Source organism: Brenneria sp. L3-3C-1, from assembly GCF_016456245.1.
Classification (GTDB): Bacteria; Pseudomonadota; Gammaproteobacteria; order Enterobacterales; family Enterobacteriaceae; genus Brenneria.
Window position 1 is genome coordinate 1 of sequence record NZ_JAEMHF010000016.1, and the last position, 19,634, is coordinate 19,634.

The 19,634-nt window shown below is 50.1% G+C and carries 19 protein-coding genes and 1 other annotated feature; of the genes, 7 read left to right on the top strand and 12 right to left on the bottom strand.

The window, feature by feature from the left end:
- Positions 1-432: 432 nt before the first annotated feature.
- The 3 genes from clpB to rluD form a co-directional block, all read right to left on the bottom strand.
- A complete protein-coding gene (gene clpB / locus JG725_RS19425; protein WP_172291787.1) occupies positions 433-3,006 on the bottom strand; it encodes an ATP-dependent chaperone ClpB in 2,574 nt (857 codons plus the stop codon).
- 134 nt (positions 3,007-3,140) lie between these two features.
- Entirely contained in the window at positions 3,141-3,866 is a 726-nt protein-coding gene (gene yfiH / locus JG725_RS19430) for a purine nucleoside phosphorylase YfiH (RefSeq protein ID WP_199379520.1), read from the bottom strand.
- 24 nt (positions 3,867-3,890) lie between these two features.
- Positions 3,891-4,868 (bottom strand): 23S rRNA pseudouridine(1911/1915/1917) synthase RluD, encoded by a 978-nt coding sequence (gene rluD / locus JG725_RS19435; RefSeq protein ID WP_199379522.1) that lies wholly within the window; start codon positions 4,866-4,868, stop codon positions 3,891-3,893.
- 133 nt (positions 4,869-5,001) lie between these two features.
- Here rluD and bamD point away from each other — a divergent pair, with 133 nt between their 5' ends.
- From bamD to pheA, 3 genes are all read left to right on the top strand, one after another.
- On the top strand, positions 5,002-5,736 hold the full coding sequence (bamD, locus tag JG725_RS19440) for an outer membrane protein assembly factor BamD (RefSeq protein WP_172291790.1): 735 nt from the start codon (positions 5,002-5,004) through the stop codon (positions 5,734-5,736).
- A gap of 303 nt (positions 5,737-6,039) precedes the next feature.
- Complete coding sequence (gene raiA / locus JG725_RS19445; protein WP_172291791.1) at positions 6,040-6,378, top strand: ribosome-associated translation inhibitor RaiA; 339 nt, start codon at positions 6,040-6,042, stop codon at positions 6,376-6,378.
- A gap of 195 nt (positions 6,379-6,573) precedes the next feature.
- Positions 6,574-6,700, top strand: a sequence feature (Phe leader region).
- A gap of 101 nt (positions 6,701-6,801) precedes the next feature.
- On the top strand, positions 6,802-7,962 hold the full coding sequence (pheA, locus tag JG725_RS19450; RefSeq protein ID WP_199379550.1) for a bifunctional chorismate mutase/prephenate dehydratase: 1,161 nt from the start codon (positions 6,802-6,804) through the stop codon (positions 7,960-7,962).
- 63 nt (positions 7,963-8,025) lie between these two features.
- Here the strand turns inward: pheA and tyrA are convergent, their stop codons facing one another.
- Complete coding sequence (tyrA, locus tag JG725_RS19455; protein WP_172291792.1) at positions 8,026-9,147, bottom strand: bifunctional chorismate mutase/prephenate dehydrogenase; 1,122 nt, start codon at positions 9,145-9,147, stop codon at positions 8,026-8,028.
- A 6-nt stretch (positions 9,148-9,153) separates the two neighbouring features.
- Positions 9,154-10,224, bottom strand: a complete 1,071-nt coding sequence (locus tag JG725_RS19460) for a 3-deoxy-7-phosphoheptulonate synthase (protein ID WP_172291793.1) — start codon at positions 10,222-10,224, stop codon at positions 9,154-9,156.
- A gap of 229 nt (positions 10,225-10,453) precedes the next feature.
- On the opposite strand from JG725_RS19460, the gene btsR reads away from it, so the two are divergent.
- From btsR to JG725_RS19475, 3 genes are all read left to right on the top strand, one after another.
- Positions 10,454-11,170 carry a two-component system response regulator BtsR gene (gene btsR / locus JG725_RS19465; protein WP_172291794.1) on the top strand — a complete coding sequence of 239 codons (717 nt, stop codon included), beginning with the start codon at positions 10,454-10,456 and terminating at the stop codon, positions 11,168-11,170.
- Positions 11,171-11,215: 45 nt separating this feature from the next.
- Positions 11,216-11,563, top strand: coding sequence for a DUF2799 domain-containing protein (locus JG725_RS19470; RefSeq protein WP_172291795.1), 348 nt, complete (start codon positions 11,216-11,218; stop codon positions 11,561-11,563).
- 153 nt (positions 11,564-11,716) lie between these two features.
- Positions 11,717-12,655: a cyclopropane-fatty-acyl-phospholipid synthase family protein gene (locus JG725_RS19475; protein ID WP_199379524.1), complete on the top strand. Its 939-nt coding sequence runs from the start codon at positions 11,717-11,719 to the stop codon at positions 12,653-12,655.
- Positions 12,656-12,777: 122 nt separating this feature from the next.
- Here JG725_RS19475 and rplS read toward each other — a convergent pair whose 3' ends face one another.
- The 5 genes from rplS to ffh all read right to left on the bottom strand — a co-directional run bounded on the left by rplS (position 12,778) and on the right by ffh (position 16,315).
- Positions 12,778-13,125 carry a 50S ribosomal protein L19 gene (rplS, locus tag JG725_RS19480; RefSeq protein ID WP_009111758.1) on the bottom strand — a complete coding sequence of 116 codons (348 nt, stop codon included), beginning with the start codon at positions 13,123-13,125 and terminating at the stop codon, positions 12,778-12,780.
- 63 nt (positions 13,126-13,188) lie between these two features.
- Entirely contained in the window at positions 13,189-13,944 is a 756-nt protein-coding gene (gene trmD, locus JG725_RS19485; protein WP_172291797.1) for a tRNA (guanosine(37)-N1)-methyltransferase TrmD, read from the bottom strand.
- Positions 13,945-13,982: 38 nt separating this feature from the next.
- The gene (rimM, locus tag JG725_RS19490; RefSeq protein WP_199379526.1) at positions 13,983-14,531 is read right to left on the bottom strand and encodes a ribosome maturation factor RimM; all 549 of its coding nucleotides are present in this window, start codon (positions 14,529-14,531) and stop codon (positions 13,983-13,985) included.
- Positions 14,532-14,549: 18 nt separating this feature from the next.
- Positions 14,550-14,798 (bottom strand): 30S ribosomal protein S16, encoded by a 249-nt coding sequence (gene rpsP, locus JG725_RS19495; protein WP_009111755.1) that lies wholly within the window; start codon positions 14,796-14,798, stop codon positions 14,550-14,552.
- A gap of 155 nt (positions 14,799-14,953) precedes the next feature.
- Positions 14,954-16,315 (bottom strand): signal recognition particle protein, encoded by a 1,362-nt coding sequence (gene ffh, locus JG725_RS19500; RefSeq protein ID WP_172291799.1) that lies wholly within the window; start codon positions 16,313-16,315, stop codon positions 14,954-14,956.
- Between the two features lie 169 nt (positions 16,316-16,484).
- Here ffh and JG725_RS19505 point away from each other — a divergent pair, with 169 nt between their 5' ends.
- Complete coding sequence (locus JG725_RS19505; RefSeq protein ID WP_172291800.1) at positions 16,485-17,279, top strand: inner membrane protein YpjD; 795 nt, start codon at positions 16,485-16,487, stop codon at positions 17,277-17,279.
- Between the two features lie 66 nt (positions 17,280-17,345).
- Here JG725_RS19505 and luxS read toward each other — a convergent pair whose 3' ends face one another.
- On the bottom strand, positions 17,346-17,861 hold the full coding sequence (gene luxS / locus JG725_RS19510; protein ID WP_172291801.1) for an S-ribosylhomocysteine lyase: 516 nt from the start codon (positions 17,859-17,861) through the stop codon (positions 17,346-17,348).
- A gap of 155 nt (positions 17,862-18,016) precedes the next feature.
- Positions 18,017-19,570, bottom strand: coding sequence for a glutamate--cysteine ligase (gshA, locus tag JG725_RS19515; RefSeq protein ID WP_172291802.1), 1,554 nt, complete (start codon positions 19,568-19,570; stop codon positions 18,017-18,019).
- Positions 19,571-19,634: the final 64 nt, after the last annotated feature.

The window sequence follows — 19,634 nt, forward strand, 5'->3', positions numbered from 1 at the left end:
AATAACTGTTTATTCGTAATGAATTTACTGTCAGTCACTCTTCAAGACTTTTTTATATCGTTTGCCGATATTGTCTTGTGAGTGCCCACACAGATTGTCTGATTAAATTGTTAAAGAGCAGTGCCACGGCAACCGTGGCGCGGGCCGCATATGTTATGCAATTCCGCTGTGAAGTCAAGTGATTATTGCCTGACTTCTTACCGTCACCCCAACCGCGTAACCGCCGTTGCCGTGTCAGTGGAGGCGCATTATAGGGACTTCCCCGCGGCTTACAAGCGCTAAATGCAAAAAAATTATCAAGCGCTCAAAAAGGAATCAAAAAGCCGTTTCCAGACTGGGTTTTGCACTAAAAGTGGGGATTATCTACACAAAGAAAGAGAAAACGGGAGAAATAAACTATTCCCCCGTTTTTGTTCTCGTTAAAAAGAGAGGTTATTGACGGGCCACGATGTTCTCACCATCAACATCCAGCGTGACCGGTTTGCCGGGAATTAACTTGCCGGATAGAATCTGCTGAGCTAACGGATTTTCAATCAGTTGCTGAATTGCCCTTTTAAGCGGACGAGCGCCATAAACCGGATCGAACCCGATTTCGCCCAACCGTTCCAGTGCAGCATCCGTTATTGTCACATGATAACCCCGTTCTTCAAGACGCTTATACAGACGCTGTAGCTGGATCTTGGCGATTGATGCGATATGCTTCCTTCCCAGAGGATGGAATACGACAACCTCATCGATACGGTTGATAAACTCAGGACGGAAGCTATGGCTAACGACTTCCAGTACCATATCTCTCATCTCTGTATAACTCCGTTCGCCAAAGCGCTCCTGAATAAGATCGGAACCCAGGTTCGACGTCATAATAACAACCGTGTTGCGGAAATCGACCGTACGCCCCTGCCCATCCGTTAAACGCCCATCATCCAATACCTGCAATAGAATGTTGAACACATCGGGATGCGCCTTTTCGATTTCATCCAACAGGATCACCGAGTAAGGACGACGACGGACAGCCTCCGTCAGATAGCCCCCCTCTTCATAGCCGACATACCCCGGAGGCGCCCCTACTAATCGTGACACCGAATGCTTTTCCATAAACTCGGACATGTCGATACGGACCATCGCATCATCACTGTCGAACAGGAAAGAGGCCAGCGTTTTACACAGTTCGGTTTTACCCACCCCTGTTGGCCCAAGAAACAGGAAAGAACCGATTGGGCGATTGGGATCGGATAAACCTGCGCGGCTGCGTCGGATTGAATTCGCCACCGCCTCAACGGCTTCATTCTGCCCAATGACGCGCCGGTGCAACTCCTGCTCCATGCGCAGCAGTTTTTCACGCTCGCCTTCCAACATCCTGGATACGGGGATCCCCGTCCAACGAGCAAGCACTTCAGCAATTTCAGCATCCGTCACACGGTTACGCAACAAATGCATGGTTTTGCCTTCAAGCTGCGTCGCCGCCGCTAACTGTTTCTCCAGCTCAGGAATTTTACCGTATTGCAACTCCGACATCTGGCCCAAATCGCCTTGCCGACGAGCCTGCTCTAGCGAAATTTTTGCCTGTTCCAGAGAGGCCTTAATGTTCTGAGTACCGGTAAGCGACGCTTTCTCCGCTTTCCATTCCTCCTCTAGCTTGGAGTACTCACGTTCCTTTTGTTCAAGCTCGGTATTTAACAGCTCCAGACGTTTTTGACTGGCTTCATCGGACTCTTTTTTCAGCGCCTGCTGTTCCAGTTTTAACTGAATGATCCGGCGTTCCAGACGATCCAACGGCTCAGGCTTTGAGTCAATCTGGATACGGATACTGGAAGCCGCTTCATCAATCAGGTCGATCGCCTTATCCGGCAGCTTACGGTCTGCAATATAACGATGGGACAGCGTAGCCGCCGCAACGATTGCCGGGTCGGTGATCTGCACATGGTGATGCAACTCATAGCGCTCTTTAAGACCACGCAAAATGGCGATGGTGTCTTCTACTGTCGGTTCGGCCACGAAAACTTTCTGGAAACGGCGCTCTAAAGCCGCGTCTTTTTCAATATATTGCCGATATTCATCCAACGTGGTAGCGCCAACACAGTGCAACTCACCGCGCGCCAAAGCCGGTTTCAGCATATTCCCGGCATCCATGGCGCCGTCCGCTTTACCCGCCCCAACCATGGTGTGGAGTTCATCAATAAACAGGATGACGTTTCCCTCCTGTTTGGATAAATCGGTAAGGACACCTTTCAACCGTTCTTCAAATTCCCCGCGATATTTGGCGCCGGCAACCAGCGAGCCCATATCCAGAGATAGGACACGTTTGTTCTTTAGGCCTTCCGGCACTTCGCCATTAACGATACGTAAAGCCAACCCTTCGACAATCGCGGTTTTACCCACCCCAGGCTCACCGATTAATACCGGATTGTTTTTCGTTCGGCGCTGTAATACTTGAATAGTACGGCGAATTTCTTCGTCGCGGCCGATAACCGGGTCAAGCTTGCCTTGTTCCGCACGCTCGGTCAGGTCGATAGTATATTTTTTTAATGCCTGCCGCTGGTCCTCAGCCCCTTGATCATTCACTTGTTCGCCTCCCCTTATTTGATCAATTGCTTTGGTAACGCTTTCTTGTGTTGCCCCCGTATTTTTAATCATGTCGCTGAGCGTACTGTGTGACTCCAGTACCGCCAGAATAAAAAGCTCCGAAGAAATAAAGGTGTCGCCACGTTTCTGCGCCAGTTTGTCGCAAATATTTAGGGTACGAACTAACTCACTGGATGGCTGAACATCGCCGCCCGTACCTTCCACCTGAGGCAAACGTGCGATAGCCTGTTCGATTTCAGTTTTCAGACGGGCAACATTGGCGCCAGCCGCAGTCAGAAGCGGGCTGACAGTACCGCCTTCCTGATTAAGTAAAGCACTCATCAGATGAAGGGGTTCGATAAATTGATGATCGCGCCCAAGAGCAAGAGATTGTGCATCGGCGAGAGCAAGTTGAAATTTGTTGGTAAGACGATCCAGACGCATAACACCTCCCATACATACTGGTCAAAACTGCTACTGGAGATCAGATGAGGTCATCCCTCAAAATTTCAAGGTTATTTTGCCAGTAGTAATGGGATTAAAATGTTACTTGCCGTGGATCGTCTTAATTCAATAGGTTATATCAGCCAGATTAAACTTGCCATACGGCCCGTCACACCATCGCGCCGATAAGAGAAAAATTTTTGCGGATCGCCGACGGTACAGAAGTCTCCACCAAAAATTTGCGTCACGCCAACGCCATGTAAACGCAAGCGCGCCAACTGGTATATATCGGCAAGAAACTTATCTCCATGAGGTCTGAAGGCCGATATCGCCATAGCGTCATGCTGAATAAATTCCTCACGCACTTCCGCCCCGACTTCAAAAGCATCGGGGCCTATGGCTGGCCCCAACCATGCCATGATTTGCGACGGTTTTGCCCGGAAGCAGGCAAGCGTTTCTTCCAGTACGCCCGCGCTCAACCCACGCCAGCCGGCATGAGCCGCAGCAACTTCGCCGCCGTCGGCCGCGCAAAACAATACCGGCAAACAGTCGGCGGTCATTACCGCACAAACCTGACCTTTTCGATCCGTATAAGCCGCATCGCCAACAACTGAAGACGGCGGCGTGCCGTCAATACGAATCACATGCGTACCATGCACCTGCTCCAGCCAGTGCGGCATCGCAGGTAAATTCGCCTTATCAACGAGCTTTTGACGGTTTGCCATCACCGTGTCGGCATCATCACCGACATGGCCTCCCAAATTGAGCGCATCATACGGCGGCAAACTGCCGCCGCCGTAACGAGTGGTGCTGCATGCCCGGACGCTATCCGGTAAAGGCCAGTCAGGATGTATTAGCATTGTTTCATCACCGCTCTTGTTCAATCACCAGTTGAGTTGATCCTGGAACGCTTCCGTATCGGCTTTCAGCGCATTGATAAGATCGACCATATCCTGCGGCAGAGGCGCATGCCACTCCATTTGTATCCCGCTAATCGGGTGATATAACCGCAGCATCGTTGCATGTAAAGCCTGTCGGTCAAAACCACGTAGAACCGTAATGAATTCGTCTGATGCGCCTTTGGGCGGACGAGGGCGACCGCCATATAAAGGATCGCCCACCAGCGGATGGTTAATGTGCGACATATGCACGCGAATTTGGTGAGTACGTCCCGTTTCCAACCGCAAGCGTAGCCGCGTATGAGCACGGAAATGCGCCATAATCCGATAATGGGTCACCGCCGCTTTACCCATAGGGTGCACCGCCATATGCGTCCGTTTGGTCGCATGCCGGGCGATGGGTTCATCCACTGTGCCGCCGGCGGTCATATTGCCAATCGCGACCGCCTCATACTCACGGGTGATTTCCCGGGCTTGCAATGACTCAACCAGACGGGTCTGTGCCGGTACGGTCTTGGCGACAACCATTAATCCCGTGGTGTCTTTATCCAAACGATGGACGATGCCGGCACGGGGAACATCCGCAATTTCAGGATAATAATGTAGCAACGCATTTAAAACGGTGCCATCCGGGTTACCGGCGCCGGGATGCACCACAAAATCCCGCGGTTTATTGATGACCAGAATATCCTGATCTTCATAGACGATATCCAGCGCGATATTCTGCGCTTCCCAGCGGGCTTCTTCTTCGATAAGCGCATCAATAGCAACCCATTCGCCCCCTAGCACTTTCTCTTTTGGCTTGTTGATTACATTGCCGTTAATCTGAACCCGGTTCTCAAGAATCCACTCTTTTATGCGAGATCGTGAATAATCAGGGAACAATTCGGCCAAAGCCTGATCTAAACGTTGTCCGAGTTGAGATTCGGCCACCGTTGCGGTGAGTTGTACTTGTTGTGCCATATATGCAGCTTCTTCGTTAACGTTGGGTTTTCACGGCGACGCCGTTTAAAATAATGTACTATTGTAGCTGGTCTAAATCGGGAGCTTAACGGACAGTCTCCCGGAATAACACTCTGAGGATAATCAAAACGTCATGACGCGTATGAAATATCTGGTGGCCGCCGCCACGTTGAGCCTGGCGCTGGCTGGATGCTCCAGCAATTCCAAGGATGCGGTTCCCGACAGTCCGCCATCTGAACTGTATGCCACCGCCCAACAAAAATTGCAGGACGGCAACTTTAGAGCAGCCATCACGCAGTTGGAAGCGCTGGATAACCGATATCCATTTGGTCCTTATTCGCAGCAGGTGCAGTTGGATTTGATTTACGCCTACTATAAATCTGCTGAACTGCCGTTGGCTCAGGCTTCTATCGATCGTTTCCTGCGGTTAAACCCTACGCATCCAAGCGTTGATTATGTCTTGTACATGCGTGGTCTGACCGACATGGCGCTCGACGACAGCGCCTTACAGGGGTTCTTTGGCGTCGATCGCTCCGACCGCGATCCCCAGTATGCCCGTATGGCTTTCCGTGACTTTAGCCGGCTGATTCAGAGCTACCCAAACAGCCAATATGCAACCGATGCCAATAAACGGCTGGTTTACCTAAAAGAACGTCTGGCTAAATATGAACTTTCCGTGGCGCAATACTACACGAAACGTGGCGCATATGTGGCAGTAGTTAACCGTGTCGAGCAAATGCTGCGTGACTATCCCGATACCAAGGCCACGAAAGATGCATTGCCATTGATGGAAAATGCGTATCGCGAGCTTCAGTTAGCTGCGCAGGCTGACAAAGTCGCTAAAATTATTGCTGCAAATCCGGCATAAGAAAATTAAGCGACGAAACCATAAGACGGCAGCTTCGGTTGCCGTCTTTCTTATAGCCGGAATCTGTTCTCGGAAAGGAGGGGGAAAGGCGGAAAATCCGCGAATGGTCTCAATATATCCTTATGATAATGGCATAGCCTTCCCCCTCTCTCAAGCACTTCCCGCCTATTCCCAAGTCCGGTTCACAAATCATGGTTTATTGACAGAAAGTGACAAAAAAAAGCGATCGAAATCACGCTTTTTGTCGCAACTCGCGTTATGCTGAAATTATCAAAGACGGACATAGGCAGAGAGGTAAGTTATATGAGTATCAATATTACCAGTAAGCAAATGGATATTACGCCCGCAATACGTCAGCATGTCGAAGACCGTCTCTCGAAACTGGATAAGTGGCAAGCTCACCTGATTAACCCACATATCATTCTGTCAAAAGAACCTCAGGGTTTCGTTGTCGATGCAACAATCAGTACGCCGAACGGGCCGCTGGTCGCCAGTGCTAAACATGACGATATGTACGCTGCTATCAATGAACTTATCGCCAAACTTGAGCGCCAATTAAACAAAGTGCAGCATAAAGGTGAAGCGCGCCGCGCTGCGGCAGGCGTTAAAGAGGCCAACCTGCAAATTCCGCAAGAAGAATAATACGCTTTGTTCTTGTTATCCAACGCGCCTGACGGCGCGTTTTTGTATGGCGAACATCCTTGTTCGTCCCTCTAAAACGCCACGCCGCCCGTTGTTCAAAATCGCTCCCGGCGATTTTGTATTGACAGGATGAAAAGCCAACCGTTACTTTACATGTTATTATTTTATACTCATGCAGCTTACACACAGGGTCGCCATGACTAACACGCCGTTCTTCTTCGTATTCTTTTTTACCTTCCACTGATTTGGGAGGCGATTCGTCACAAGAGCAAGAATACGAAGACGAATAAAAAAGCCTCCTGAAACAGGAGGCTTTTTTTTGTGGCGGGCTATGTCGATAAGCTATCGCAAACGCCGTTGAAAAACGCCGCCGACGTTTTTTCTCGCGGAAATTTTTTATAAGAACAGAAAACAGGTAACAACATAATGGACAACCCACTACTGGTACTACGCGAGCGCATCAGCGAACTGGATTTAAAATTACTGGAGTTATTAGCAGAAAGGCGGGAACTGGCTCTCGACGTCGCACGCAGTAAATTACACTCTCATCGCCCTATTCGCGATAAAGAACGCGAACGTGATTTACTCGACAACCTGACCGCGGTGGGGAAAAAATATCATCTTGACGGTCACTATATCACCCGTTTGTTCCAGTTGATTATTGAAGATTCGGTGCTGACGCAGCAGGCGCTTTTGCAGCATCACCTTAACCAGATGACATCCCATTCAGCTCGGATTGCTTTTCTGGGGCCTAAGGGGTCTTATTCACACCTGGCGGCCCGCCAGTACGCGGCGCGGCATTTTGAACAACTCATCGAATGCGGCTGCCAGAAATTCCAGGATATTTTCAATATGGTGGAAACGGGCCAGGCTGACTATGCCGTGTTGCCGATTGAAAACACCAGTTCCGGCTCCATTAACGATGTCTACGACCTGTTACAGCATACCGGGCTAGCTATTGTCGGCGAGTTGAGCAATCCGATTAATCACTGTGTTTTAGTGGCGACCGAAACCGACCTCGATCATATTGAGACCGTTTATAGCCACCCGCAACCTTTTCAGCAGTGCAGTCACTTTATCAATCGCTTTCCACACTGGAAAATCGTGTACTGCGAAAGCACCGCCGCCGCGATGGAAAAAGTGGCGGCCCTCAAATCACCGAAGGCCGCGGCCCTCGGTAGCGAAGCCGGCGGAATGCTCTACCAGTTGCAGGTTCTTGAACATAATCTGGCCAATCAGTCGCAAAACATCACTCGCTTTATCGTTCTTGCCCGTAAACCGATTGAGGTATCAGAGCAGGTTCCGGCCAAAACCACGCTGATTATGGCGACGGGTCAGCAATCCGGCGCATTGGTTGAAGCCCTGCTGGTACTGCGCGACCACGGTATTGTGATGACCAAACTGGAGTCACGCCCGATTAACGGCAATCCATGGGAAGAGATGTTTTATATTGATGTGCAGTCCAACCTGCGCGGCGAGGCCATGCAAAAAGCCTTGAAGGAATTAACCGCTATCACTCGTTCGCTGAAAGTCTTGGGCTGCTACCCAAGCGAGAATGTAGTTCCTGTAGATTCGGGCGAGTAAAAAAATTGCCATCCCGGTAAACCGCGGGATGGCATGCTAAGAATATAAACCTACTTAGGGCGGCTACTGACGAATATCGTTAGCCTGACGCAACAACGTTCGGCTTTCAGACTGGAATCGATCGGCGTAGTCGCCGAACCAATGCTCGACTTTCTTGAAGCTGTTGATGAAAGCCGCTTTATCCGCGCGCTCCAGCAGTTCTATCGCTTCGCCGAAACGTTGGTAATAGCGTTTAATCAGCGCCAGATTATTCTCGGAAGACATAATAATATCAGCGTACAGCTGTGGATCCTGAGCGAACAGCCGCCCGACCATAATCAATTCCAGACGATAGATCGGTGATGACAACGCCAACAACTGTTCCAACTGCACATTCTCTTCCGCCAGATGCAGGCCATACGCAAATGTGGCAAAGTGGCGCAGCGCCTGAATGAACATCATATTCTGATCGTGCTCTACTGCGCTGATGCGATGTAAACGCGCGCCCCACACCTGAATCTGTTCCAGCAGCCACTGATAGGCTTCAGGCTGGCGACCATCGCAATAGACCACCACCTGTTTAGCCAGACTGCCGCTATCAGGGCCGAACATCGGATGTAGCCCAAGCACAGGGCCGCGATGCGCCGCCAGCATCGCTTGCAGCGGCCCATTTTTCACCGAAGCCAAATCAACGAGAATACAGTCATCCGGCAACGTGGGCAGACGGGCGATCACCTGCTCGGTGACATGAATCGGAACGCTGACAATGACCATCCCAGCATCAGATAACAAACTTTCCGCCTGGGGCCAGTCATCCTGCTCCAGAATTCTGACCTGATAGCCGGACAAGGTCAGCATTTTCTCAAACAGCTTACCCATCTGACCGCGACCGCCGATGATGACCACTGGGCGAAGCGATGGGCAGAGCGTTTTAAATCCCTTATCATTTTCACTGGAATAGGATTCACGCATGACCCGACGCAAGATATCCTCAATCAGGTCAGGCGGCACCCCCAGCAACTCAGCCTCTTTACGACGCGAGCTGAACATCGCCGCTTCACGATCGGGAGCATAGATCGGCAAACCATACCGACTTTTCACCTCACCGACCTCCGCCACTAAACGCAATCGACGTGATAACAGGGCTAATAACTCTTTATCTACCTCATCAATCCGATCACGCAATGCGGTCAGTTCAGCCACCATAACTTATTACTCTCCTGAATGTTTTACTCGCGCGTCAAGTTCCTGATGTACCGAACGCAACAATGCTTCTGTGCTTTCCCAACTGATGCAGGCGTCCGTTACGGACACGCCATAGCGCATGGCGGAACGAGGCTGCTCTGAAGACTGACTACCTTCATTAAGGTGGCTCTCCAGCATTAAGCCAATAATCGAACGATTGCCTGCTTTAATCTGCTCAATGGCAGATTCGACCACCAGGGGCTGCCGACGATAATCTTTGTTGGAATTACCGTGGCTACAATCTATCATCAGGGACGGTTTCAGTCCTGCATCCTGCATTTGTTTTTCACATTCCGCCACGTCCTGCGCACTGTAGTTTGGCTTTTTGCCGCCGCGCAAAATCACATGACCATCAGCATTGCCCTGAGTATGCAACAGGCAAACCTGTCCGGATTGATTGATACCCATAAACCGGTGCGGCATGGCCGCCGCTCTCATCGCATTGATTGCCGTTCCAAGACTGCCGTCGGTTCCGTTTTTAAAACCAACGGGCATTGACAGGCCAGACGCCATTTCGCGGTGCGTTTGTGATTCCGTGGTACGGGCGCCGATCGCCGACCAACTGAACAGATCGCCCAGATACTGTGGATTATTGGGATCCAGCGCCTCGGTTGCCAGCGGCAATCCCATGTTTACCAGCTTGAGCAATAACTCTCGGGCAATATGCAGCCCGGCTTCCACATCACAAGAACCATCCATATGAGGATCGTTAATCAGCCCTTTCCAGCCGACAGTCGTGCGCGGCTTTTCAAAATACACCCGCATGACGATATACAGCCGGTCGCCCAGTTCAGCAGAAAGCGATTGCAAACGGCGCCCGTACTCCAGAGCCGCATCGGTATCGTGAATAGAACAAGGGCCGCATACGATCAGCAGACGAGGATCGCGTCCGTGAATAATATTGGCGATAGTTTGACGGGCATCGGCGATAGCCTGTTGTTCGTTGTCGCTGAGAGGGAATTTGGTTTTCAATTCATCCGGAGTAATAAGTATCTGTTCCGCGCTGATATTAATGTTATTGAGTGAATCTTTTTGCATGTTCATATTTCCTGACGAGTCCTTTTATGGGCGTAATCGGTTAATGCTGTTTACGCATATGTTTACACCATATCACGAACCGTAAAGATTTCAATCCATATATGTAAACTAAAAATTACCATCAGCGAAAACCGCTCAGAACAAAGCTGTCTGACGCTCAATTCTGTTCGTCAACATTCCAATCCCCGAAGTGAATGATGGTAGAATCATCGGGACAAAGGGGAGAACGATGCTGAAAGCTATCATAATTGACGACGAACTGCCTGCGCGTGAAGAACTAGCTCTACTGCTGGAAAATGAACCGGACATAACGATCGTCGACCAGTGCGGCAACGCTCTTGAGGCGATACCCGCGATTCACCGCCTACAGCCTGACGTGATTTTTCTCGACATACAAATGCCGAAAGTCAACGGTCTGGAATTAGCCGCCATGCTGGATCCTGAAAACATGCCTTATGTCGTGTTCGTCACTGCCTATGATGAATATGCGGTGCGCGCCTTTGAAGAACACGCATTTGACTATCTGCTCAAACCCCTGGACTCACAGCGGCTCAATAAAACCTTAAACCGTTTGCGCCGCGGCGCGAGTGTAAATAAAAATGTACAATTAATTACAGAACCCCATCTTAGGCACATTCCCTGTCACGGGCATAACCGCATTTTTTTACTCAAAGTCGATGAAGTCGAATATCTCAGCTCTGAACTCAGCGGCGTACATGTTGTTGGCGTAAGCCAGTCTGGTTATACGCAACTGTCGCTAAAAACACTGGAAGAAAAAACGCCTTTCGTACGTTGCCATAGAAAATATATGGTCAATACCGATCTACTGAAAGAAATTCAATTGATGGAAAACGGCGCGGCGGAAGTGCTCACCAACACAGGAAAAAATATCCCGGTAAGTCGCCGTTATCTGAAACTGTTAAAAGAAAAATTGGGTATCGCCTAAACGTCGTATGTTTATAGCGATAACCGACTGATAAAAGGTTTCATTATGAAATACAGTTACTTTCTGGCTGTAATTCTTTTCACCGCAGGCTGCCAGACCGATGTCTCCGCCCCATCGTCAGGCGGCGAAAAAACTTTCTGGTACGATACAGGCTACCAAGACGCCGCATCGGGCATGGTGGTCAAAGACAACAGTGCGCTGGAGGAGTGGTTTGGCAATCCCCAGGTAGACCGTGATGCCTATTTGCGTGGTTACAACGCAGGACAGGCCGATTTTTGCCATGCCGCCAACATGCGTGAATGGGGAAAATCCGGCAAGAGTTTCCCCGCTAGTTGCGACGGCACAGCCAACGCCGAACAGCTGCGAACCGAATGGCAACAGCATATAGAGTAACTTGTTCAGTTGATTGAACGTAAGCCGTTATCCGCAGAGTGAAAATTGATCGTAAAGTTTCAGAAACAACTGAATGATATTAAGGTTTCGACATGTAATAGTGCCGGCGTTAAAGTAGTCGGCGGAATTGTAAATAACTAATGGAGTAGTAGCATGTCAAAACCCGATCAGCCCATCGATACCGATCCTCGTTCCAGTCTGTTGTCCCACCGCAATACCTCTTCTGACGACCATAACGGCCGGATAGCGTCGGCAAAAAACCGAATCCGTCAGTCAGGCGATCTTCCTGGCGCAACGGTTGATCAGCAGCTTGCCATGCTGGATGAGCTTGCCAGTTTTGAACTGGGCCGTTTCTTGCTGGAACACCACGGCTTAAATGCCCACTGGACGCACCGCCTGGTAACCTACCGCAGTGGCGAGGTTCGCTTCGCCAACCAGCTCGAGGAGCTGATTTACGAAAAATTGCCAAGCGTGCTGGCTACCCGTGAACGGTTCGCCATTTTCCAGCAGCAGTTACAAACCTTGTTGCGTCCCGGCATAACGATGGCGTCGGTTCCATGCGGATTTATGGGCGATCTGCTGTTGCTCGACTACACCCACCATCATGACATAAGCTTAATTGGCGTCGATCTGGATAATCAGGCACTGGCGGGCGCGCGTAGCCTGGCGGAACAGCAAGGGCTGGAAAAACGGCTATCGCTTTATTGCCATGATGCCTGGTCGCTCGATCTGGGACCCCAGGTTGATGTGTTAACCAGCAACGGCCTTAACATTTATGAACCGAATGACGATCGCGTTACGGCATTATACCGTGCATTCTTTGATGGATTGATACCCGGGGGTACGCTGGTAACCAGTTTCCTCACGCCGCCGCCGGCATTGTCGGCGGACTCCCCATGGAGAGAAGCCGATCCGGCATTACTGGCTTTACAGCATCTGCTCTTCTCACGCATTTTCAGCGCCAAGTGGACGTCTTTTCGCACCCACGCACAAACACAGTCCCAATTGGAAACAGCTGGATTCAGCGACATCCAATTCATTAACGATCGGATGCATATGTTCCCGACCGTCATTGCACGCAAACCCGATTAAACAGCGGCCGAAAACAGGCGGTGGAATATGCCATTTTGCCGCCACTTACGCAAAAAAAAGGGTTTAGCCATTGGCCAAACCCTTGATAACTAATTACTTTTGGATGTTGCGCAAGCGCAATCTTAGTTAAGACGCTCTTTAATACGAGCAGACTTACCAGTGCGTTCACGCAGATAGTACAATTTGGCTTTACGTACGGCGCCACGACGTTTAACAGCAATGCTGTCCACTACCGGAGAATGCGTTTGGAAAACACGTTCTACACCTTCGCCGTTGGAAATCTTACGAACAGTGAATGCAGAATGCAGACCGCGGTTACGAATAGCGATAACCACGCCCTCGAATGCCTGCAGACGTTTTTTGCTACCTTCAACAACCCATACCTTCACTTCTACGGTATCACCCGGACGAAATGCAGGTACGTCCTGCTTCATCTGCTCTTGTTCAATTTGCTTAATGATGTTGCTCATAATATGTCTCTTACCCTAGGTAAACTGATATTTGGGTTCGTCAGGTCAAACCATGACGACCACCTAATACTCTTGTTGCCCGGACTGATATTCCCGTTGGAATTCAGCCAGCAACGTTGCTTGCTCGTCAGTCAGAGCTAGGCTTTTCAGAAGTTCAGGTCTTCTAAGCCAGGTTCGGCCCAGCGACTGCTTCAAACGCCAGCGACGTATTTCAGCATGGTTGCCTGACAGTAAAACTGGCGGAACATCCATACCGGCCAACACTTCAGGACGAGTAAAATGCGGACAATCCAACAATCCGTCAGCAAAAGAATCTTCTTCCGCTGACGACTGATGACCCAACACTCCCGGTATAAAACGGGATACGGAATCAATCAGCGCCATTGCCGGCAGTTCCCCACCGCTGAGTACGTAATCCCCGATTGACCATTCTTCATCAATTTCGGTTTTAATTACGCGCTCATCAATTCCCTCGTACCGCCCGCAAACCAGAATCATTTTCCGGTTAGCGGCGAGTTGGCGCACGCCTTGCTGATCTAATTTACGGCCCTGAGGTGATAAATAAATCACTCTGGCACCTTCGCCTGCCGCTGCTTTTGCTGCGTGGATCGCATCCCTCAAGGGTTGCACCATCATCAGCATTCCGGGGCCGCCGCCATAAGGGCGATCGTCCACGGTGCGATGCCGATCGTAAGCGAAATCTCGCGGACTCCAATACTGTACGCTCAGCAGGCCATTTTTAACTGCCCGGCCAGTGACTCCGTAATCAGTAATTGCGCGGAACATCTCTGGAAACAGGCTAATAACCCCAATCCACATAGTCTCGTTCCACTTGGTACTACTGGTCAATTCAGAGTTCAAAAACCAGGATCCCAATCTACTTCAATAGTTTGAGCAGAAAGGTCAACATGCTTGACAACCTGTCCAGAGAGGAACGGAACCAGCCGCTCCTTGACCCCGAAGGCATCTTTCAGGTTAGCCCTTATTACCATCACATCGTTTGAACCGGTTTCCATCATATCGATGACTTTACCCAGTTGATAACCTTTTACGGTTACGACCTGACAGTCAATAAGATCCTTCCAGTAATAATCACCTTCATCCAGTTCAGGCAACTGCGCCGAATCCACGATAATCTCGCAATTGGTCAGTAAATTTGCCGCATCACGATCGTCAACATCTTTAATCTTGATGATCAGATCCTGATTGTGGTGTTTCCAGCCTTCGATCTCGACAAGCCGCCAACCACTTTTTGTCTGGATAAACCAAGGTTGATAATCAAAAATGCTCTCGGCATCTTCGGTGGATGAAAACACTCTGAGCCAACCTCGGATGCCGTAAGTCGATCCCATTTTCCCCAATACAATCGGGTTAACAGGAGCTTGCAGGCTAAGTTGATTGCTCATTGTCACCACCGCAACAGATTATGCTGCTTTTTTAGCGTCTTTGATCAGCGAAGATACGCGATCAGAAACCGTTGCACCCAGACCGACCCAATGTTCGATACGATCCAGATCTAAACGCAGCGCTTCTGCCTGACCGGTTGCGATCGGGTTGAAGAAGCCTACGCGCTCAATGAAGCGACCATCGCGCGCATTGCGGCTATCGGTCACGACAACTTGATAAAACGGGCGTTTTTTCGCGCCGCCACGTGCCAAACGAATTGTTACCATAACATCCTCTTTAGTTAATAAAACAACCGGGCCCCATCGAGGAACGGGGCCCAGTGTCATATAAAAAGCCCCAAAATTTTACTCATTTTGGCGCAAAAAGCAATCTAAAGCGTATCGGCCGCGATACTTTGTCTGTTCGACAAGGTTTTTCGCGCTTAGCGCCCCGGGAATCCTGGCGGCATCATACCTTTCATGCCGCGCATCATCTTCGCTAAACCGCCATTCTTCATTTTCTTCATCATCCGTTGCATGTCGTCAAACTGCTTAAGCAGACGGTTCACGTCCTGAACCTGCATGCCCGATCCCGTGGCGATACGGCGCTTGCGCGATCCTTTGATGATTTCCGGCTTCGCCCGTTCCTGCTGGGTCATGGAATTAATAATCGCTTCCATGCGCACCAGGACTTTGTCATCCATCTGCGACTTAACGTTATCCGGCAGTTGGCCCATACCCGGCATTTTACTCATCATGCTGGCCATACCGCCCATATTGCGCATTTGCTTCAGTTGATCCAGAAAATCGGTCAAATCAAAGCCGTCGCCCTTTTTAAGCTTTTTGGCAAGTTTCTCTGCCTGGGTGCGATCAACCTTACTCTCAATGTCCTCGATAAGGGAGAGAACATCGCCCATGCCAAGAATACGCGAGGCAATACGTTCAGGATAGAACGGTTCCAGCGCTTCCGTTTTTTCACCGACACCCAGAAACTTGATCGGCTTACCGGTAATATGACGGATAGACAGCGCCGCCCCGCCTCGGGCATCGCCATCGATCTTGGTAAGAATCACCCCGGTCAGCGGCAGGGCTTCGTTAAAGGCTTTTGCGGTATTCGCCGCATCCTGGCCGGTCATGGCATCGACAACAAACAGGGTTTCTATTGGCTGAATCGCCGCATGAACCTGCTTAATTTCGTCCATCATCGCGTCATCGACATGGAGACGGCCGGCGGTATCGACTAACAACACATCGTAAAACTTCAGCTTGGCGTGCTGTAATGCGCGGTTAACGATATCGATAGGTTTTTCCTGTGCGTCTGACGGGAAAAAATCGACCCCGACGCTTTGCGCCAGCGTTTCCAGCTGTTTTATCGCCGCCGGGCGATAAACGTCAGCGGAAACCACCAGCACCTTTTTCTTCTGTTTTTCTTTAAGGAACTTACCTAATTTACCAACGCTGGTGGTTTTACCCGCCCCTTGCAAACCGGCCATCAGCACCACGGCAGGCGGCTGCGCGGCAAGGTTCAGTTCGGCGTTAACCTCCCCCATTGAGCTGACAAGTTCATTCTTGACGATCTTGACGAACTCTTGCCCCGGCGTCAGACTCTTGTTTACTTCGTGGCCAACGGCGCGTTCTTTTACGCGATTGATAAAGTCCCGAACCACGGGTAAGGCAACGTCAGCTTCAAGCAACGCCATGCGAACTTCACGCAGCGTTTCTTTTATATTGTCTTCAGTCAACCGCCCGCGGCCGCTGATATTGCGCAATGTGCGCGATAGTCGATCGGTTAAATTTTCAAACATATCTCATGCTCAATGTAAGACAAGCCGCCACCGCGACGCGAATGGCAGGATTATAACACGAAAGCGGCAGCGATCTCTGCGCCTCAGATGGAGAACAGTTGGTGCCTATGGCGACTAACGTTATACTGACACTTCATTTTACTTAGTTGATATTTAATAACCTACTTGTATGTCTGTTTTCGCTATTGTGGCCCTGGTCGCCTACACACTCAGCCTCGGACTGATTATTCCCAGTCTGCTGCGCAAGAACAGTGCATATCGTCGGCTGGCGATACTTTCGGCCAGCGTTGCGCTTATCTGCCATGCGGTGGCGCTGTATCAACGAATCTTTGATGTACAGACGGGGCAAAACCTGAGTCTGCTGAATATCGGTTCTCTCATCAGCCTGATTATCTGCACGGTGATGACGATTGTCGCCTCACGTAATCGCGGATGGTTTCTGCTGCCGATCGTATATACCTTTGCCCTGATCAATCTGGCCTTCGCCAGTTTCATGCCCGGTGAGTTCATTACGCATCTGGAAACGACGCCGGGGTTGCTGTTCCATATCGGTTTGGCGCTATTCGCGTACGCTACGCTAATCATCGCCGCGCTTTATGCGTTGCAGTTGGTGTGGATTGATTATCTGCTAAAAAATAAAAAGCTGGGCTTTGCCGCCGATATGCCGCCGCTTATGAGCATCGAGCGCAAAATGTTCCACATTACACAGATTGGCGTCATTCTTTTGACGCTGACGCTGTGTACCGGTCTGTTCTATATGGACGATCTCATCAATAATAAAGAGAATCTGCATAAGGCGCTGTTCTCTTTGTTTGCCTGGTTTATCTATGTCTTGCTGCTATGGGGACACTACCACGAGGGGTGGCGCGGACGGCGCGTGGTATGGTTTAGCCTGGTTGGCGCGCTGCTATTGACGCTGTCCTATTTTGGCAGCCGGGTGATACAACACTTCGTCGCGGCCTGATTCGGCGTACAGTCCGATGTAAAAAAGAGAGCCAACCACGGCTCTCTTTTTTTATATCTGCGACGATCAGATATGCAGCTCCGCCAGCTTGTCTTTCGGCAACGCCAGTTCGTCGTTCTGGTTGATGCCGATATCATGCTCCAGAATATGCCGGGCGATCTCCTGAGCTTCTGTCAGCGAGTGCATTTCATACGTCCCACACTGGTATTCGTTCAGTTCAGGGATTTTACGCTGATCGGTCACTTTCAGCACATCGGCCATGGCGGCTTTCCAGGCGTCGGCGACACGCTGTTCGCCAGGCGTGCCAATCAAACTCATATAGAAGCCCGTACGGCAGCCCATAGGAGAAATATCAATAATCTCCACGCCATCGCCATTCAGATGATCGCGCATGAAACCGGCAAACAAGTGTTCCAGCGTATGAATCCCTCGTTCCGGCATCACTTCGATATTCGGCCGGCAAAAACGCAGATCAAATACGGTGATGGTATCGCCATGAGGGGTTTTCATGGTTTTTGCAACCCTGACGGCAGGCGCTGCCATGCGGGTATGATCTACAGTAAAGCTATCTAGTAACGGCATAACGTCACCTCCTCATAGAAAAAATTCATTTTTTCTCGTTTCCGGGAAACTTTTCCTTTTTATGCGAGTCTGAATTACTGAAAGACGCGCATTTATTATCATCATCCCTTATTCAAGATGTTTATTTGGCCACATTAATTGTGGCCTTTTCTTTTTTAATGCGCAGCAAGATATTGTTCAAAACTCATCGTATCCTCTGCTTCAATCTGCCGCTGATGATGCCAAGAGCGCTCACTCTCCGCCGCCAGCCGTTCCTCTGTCAGGATTTGCAGTGGTTCATCACTCAGCATCTTGCGGTATTCTTCGGCCAAATGGAGCCCGACGCCACCGCTGCCGCTTTCTTTCATCAGGTTAAGCAACCGACCTGAGAACGTCGTTTCAGGATCGTCAAAACCGGGCACCAGCTCATCACAAACCTGCTGGTAATACGGTTGAGCATTACCACCATCCAATACTTCAGCAACACGGCGCAAATCAGCAAATAATGATTTCCCGACGCGGGCTATCGGATGTTGTTCTGTTTCACACCCCATACCGATAGTTTGACCCGGTTTACGCCCTTCGAGTATCACCCTATTCCAGTTTTTACGGGTACAGAGCAGTTCATCCGCACTCATGTCCGGCGCATCAGCCAACGCGCACCAAATCAGGAATAAATCCAGGAAACGAACCTGGCTGGCGCTGACGCCGGTCGGTGAGAAAGGATTGATATCCAACGATCGAACTTCGATATATTCGATCCCGCCGCGCAGTAAGGCATCAGAAGGCAGTTCTTCAGGCCGCGTAACACGTTTCGGCCTGATTGGCGCATAAAGCTCGTTTTCAATCTGCAACACATTGGTATTCAGTTGCAAATAACGCCCCTCTTTCTTCATTCCAATCTGAACGTATTCTTCAGACGGCGTTTTTATCGCTCGTTTCAACGCGGCCACATATGTGTCCAGATCGTTAAAAGTAATACCAAGGTTACTTTGCGATTTATTGGTGTAGCCCAGATCGCTCAGCCGCAGCGATGTCGCATAAGGCAGATAACACATCCCTTTATCTGTACGAACAAACGGCAGCGAGGTTTCTCTGCCTTGCAGAAAGGAGGAGCAAATCGCCGGAGAAGCGCCAAACAGATACGGAATTATCCAGCCAAAGCGGTAATAGTTCCGGATCAAACGGAAATAGCCCGCCGAAATTTCTGCTTTCCCGCTTTCCATATCACGGACGCCAGCTCTGGCCTGCCAGAACGCCAGCGGTAACGAGAAATTATAATGTACGCCGGAAATCGTCTGCATCAGCGCGCCATAACGATTCTTTAACCCTTCACGATACAGCGTTTTAAAACGCCCAACGTTGGATGAGCCATACTGTGCCAGCTCAATATCCCGTTCTTCGGCAATGAAACACGGCATGCTCAGCGGCCACATCCGTTCATCGCCTAAATTTCGGGCGACGTAGCGATGAATATCACGCAAGAACGTCAACAGGTGATCGACATCTTTATCGACAGGCGTAATGAATTCTAACAAGGTCTCAGCAAAGTCGGTGGTAATCCACGGATGCGTTAATGCCGCACCCAATTTCTTGGGATGTCCAGTAGTGGCAAGATGCCCGTTAGCCATCACGCGCAACGTTTCGCGTTCAATTCCACGCTGGATACCATTCACTGCCTGAGGATTATTTTCCAACCAGGAAAGAGCCTGTGATATATCCGGGATCAAATCGACCTCCCGATGTTAAAATGTAATGTTTGTAAGCATAATTGAAACTTGATGGCACTCACCA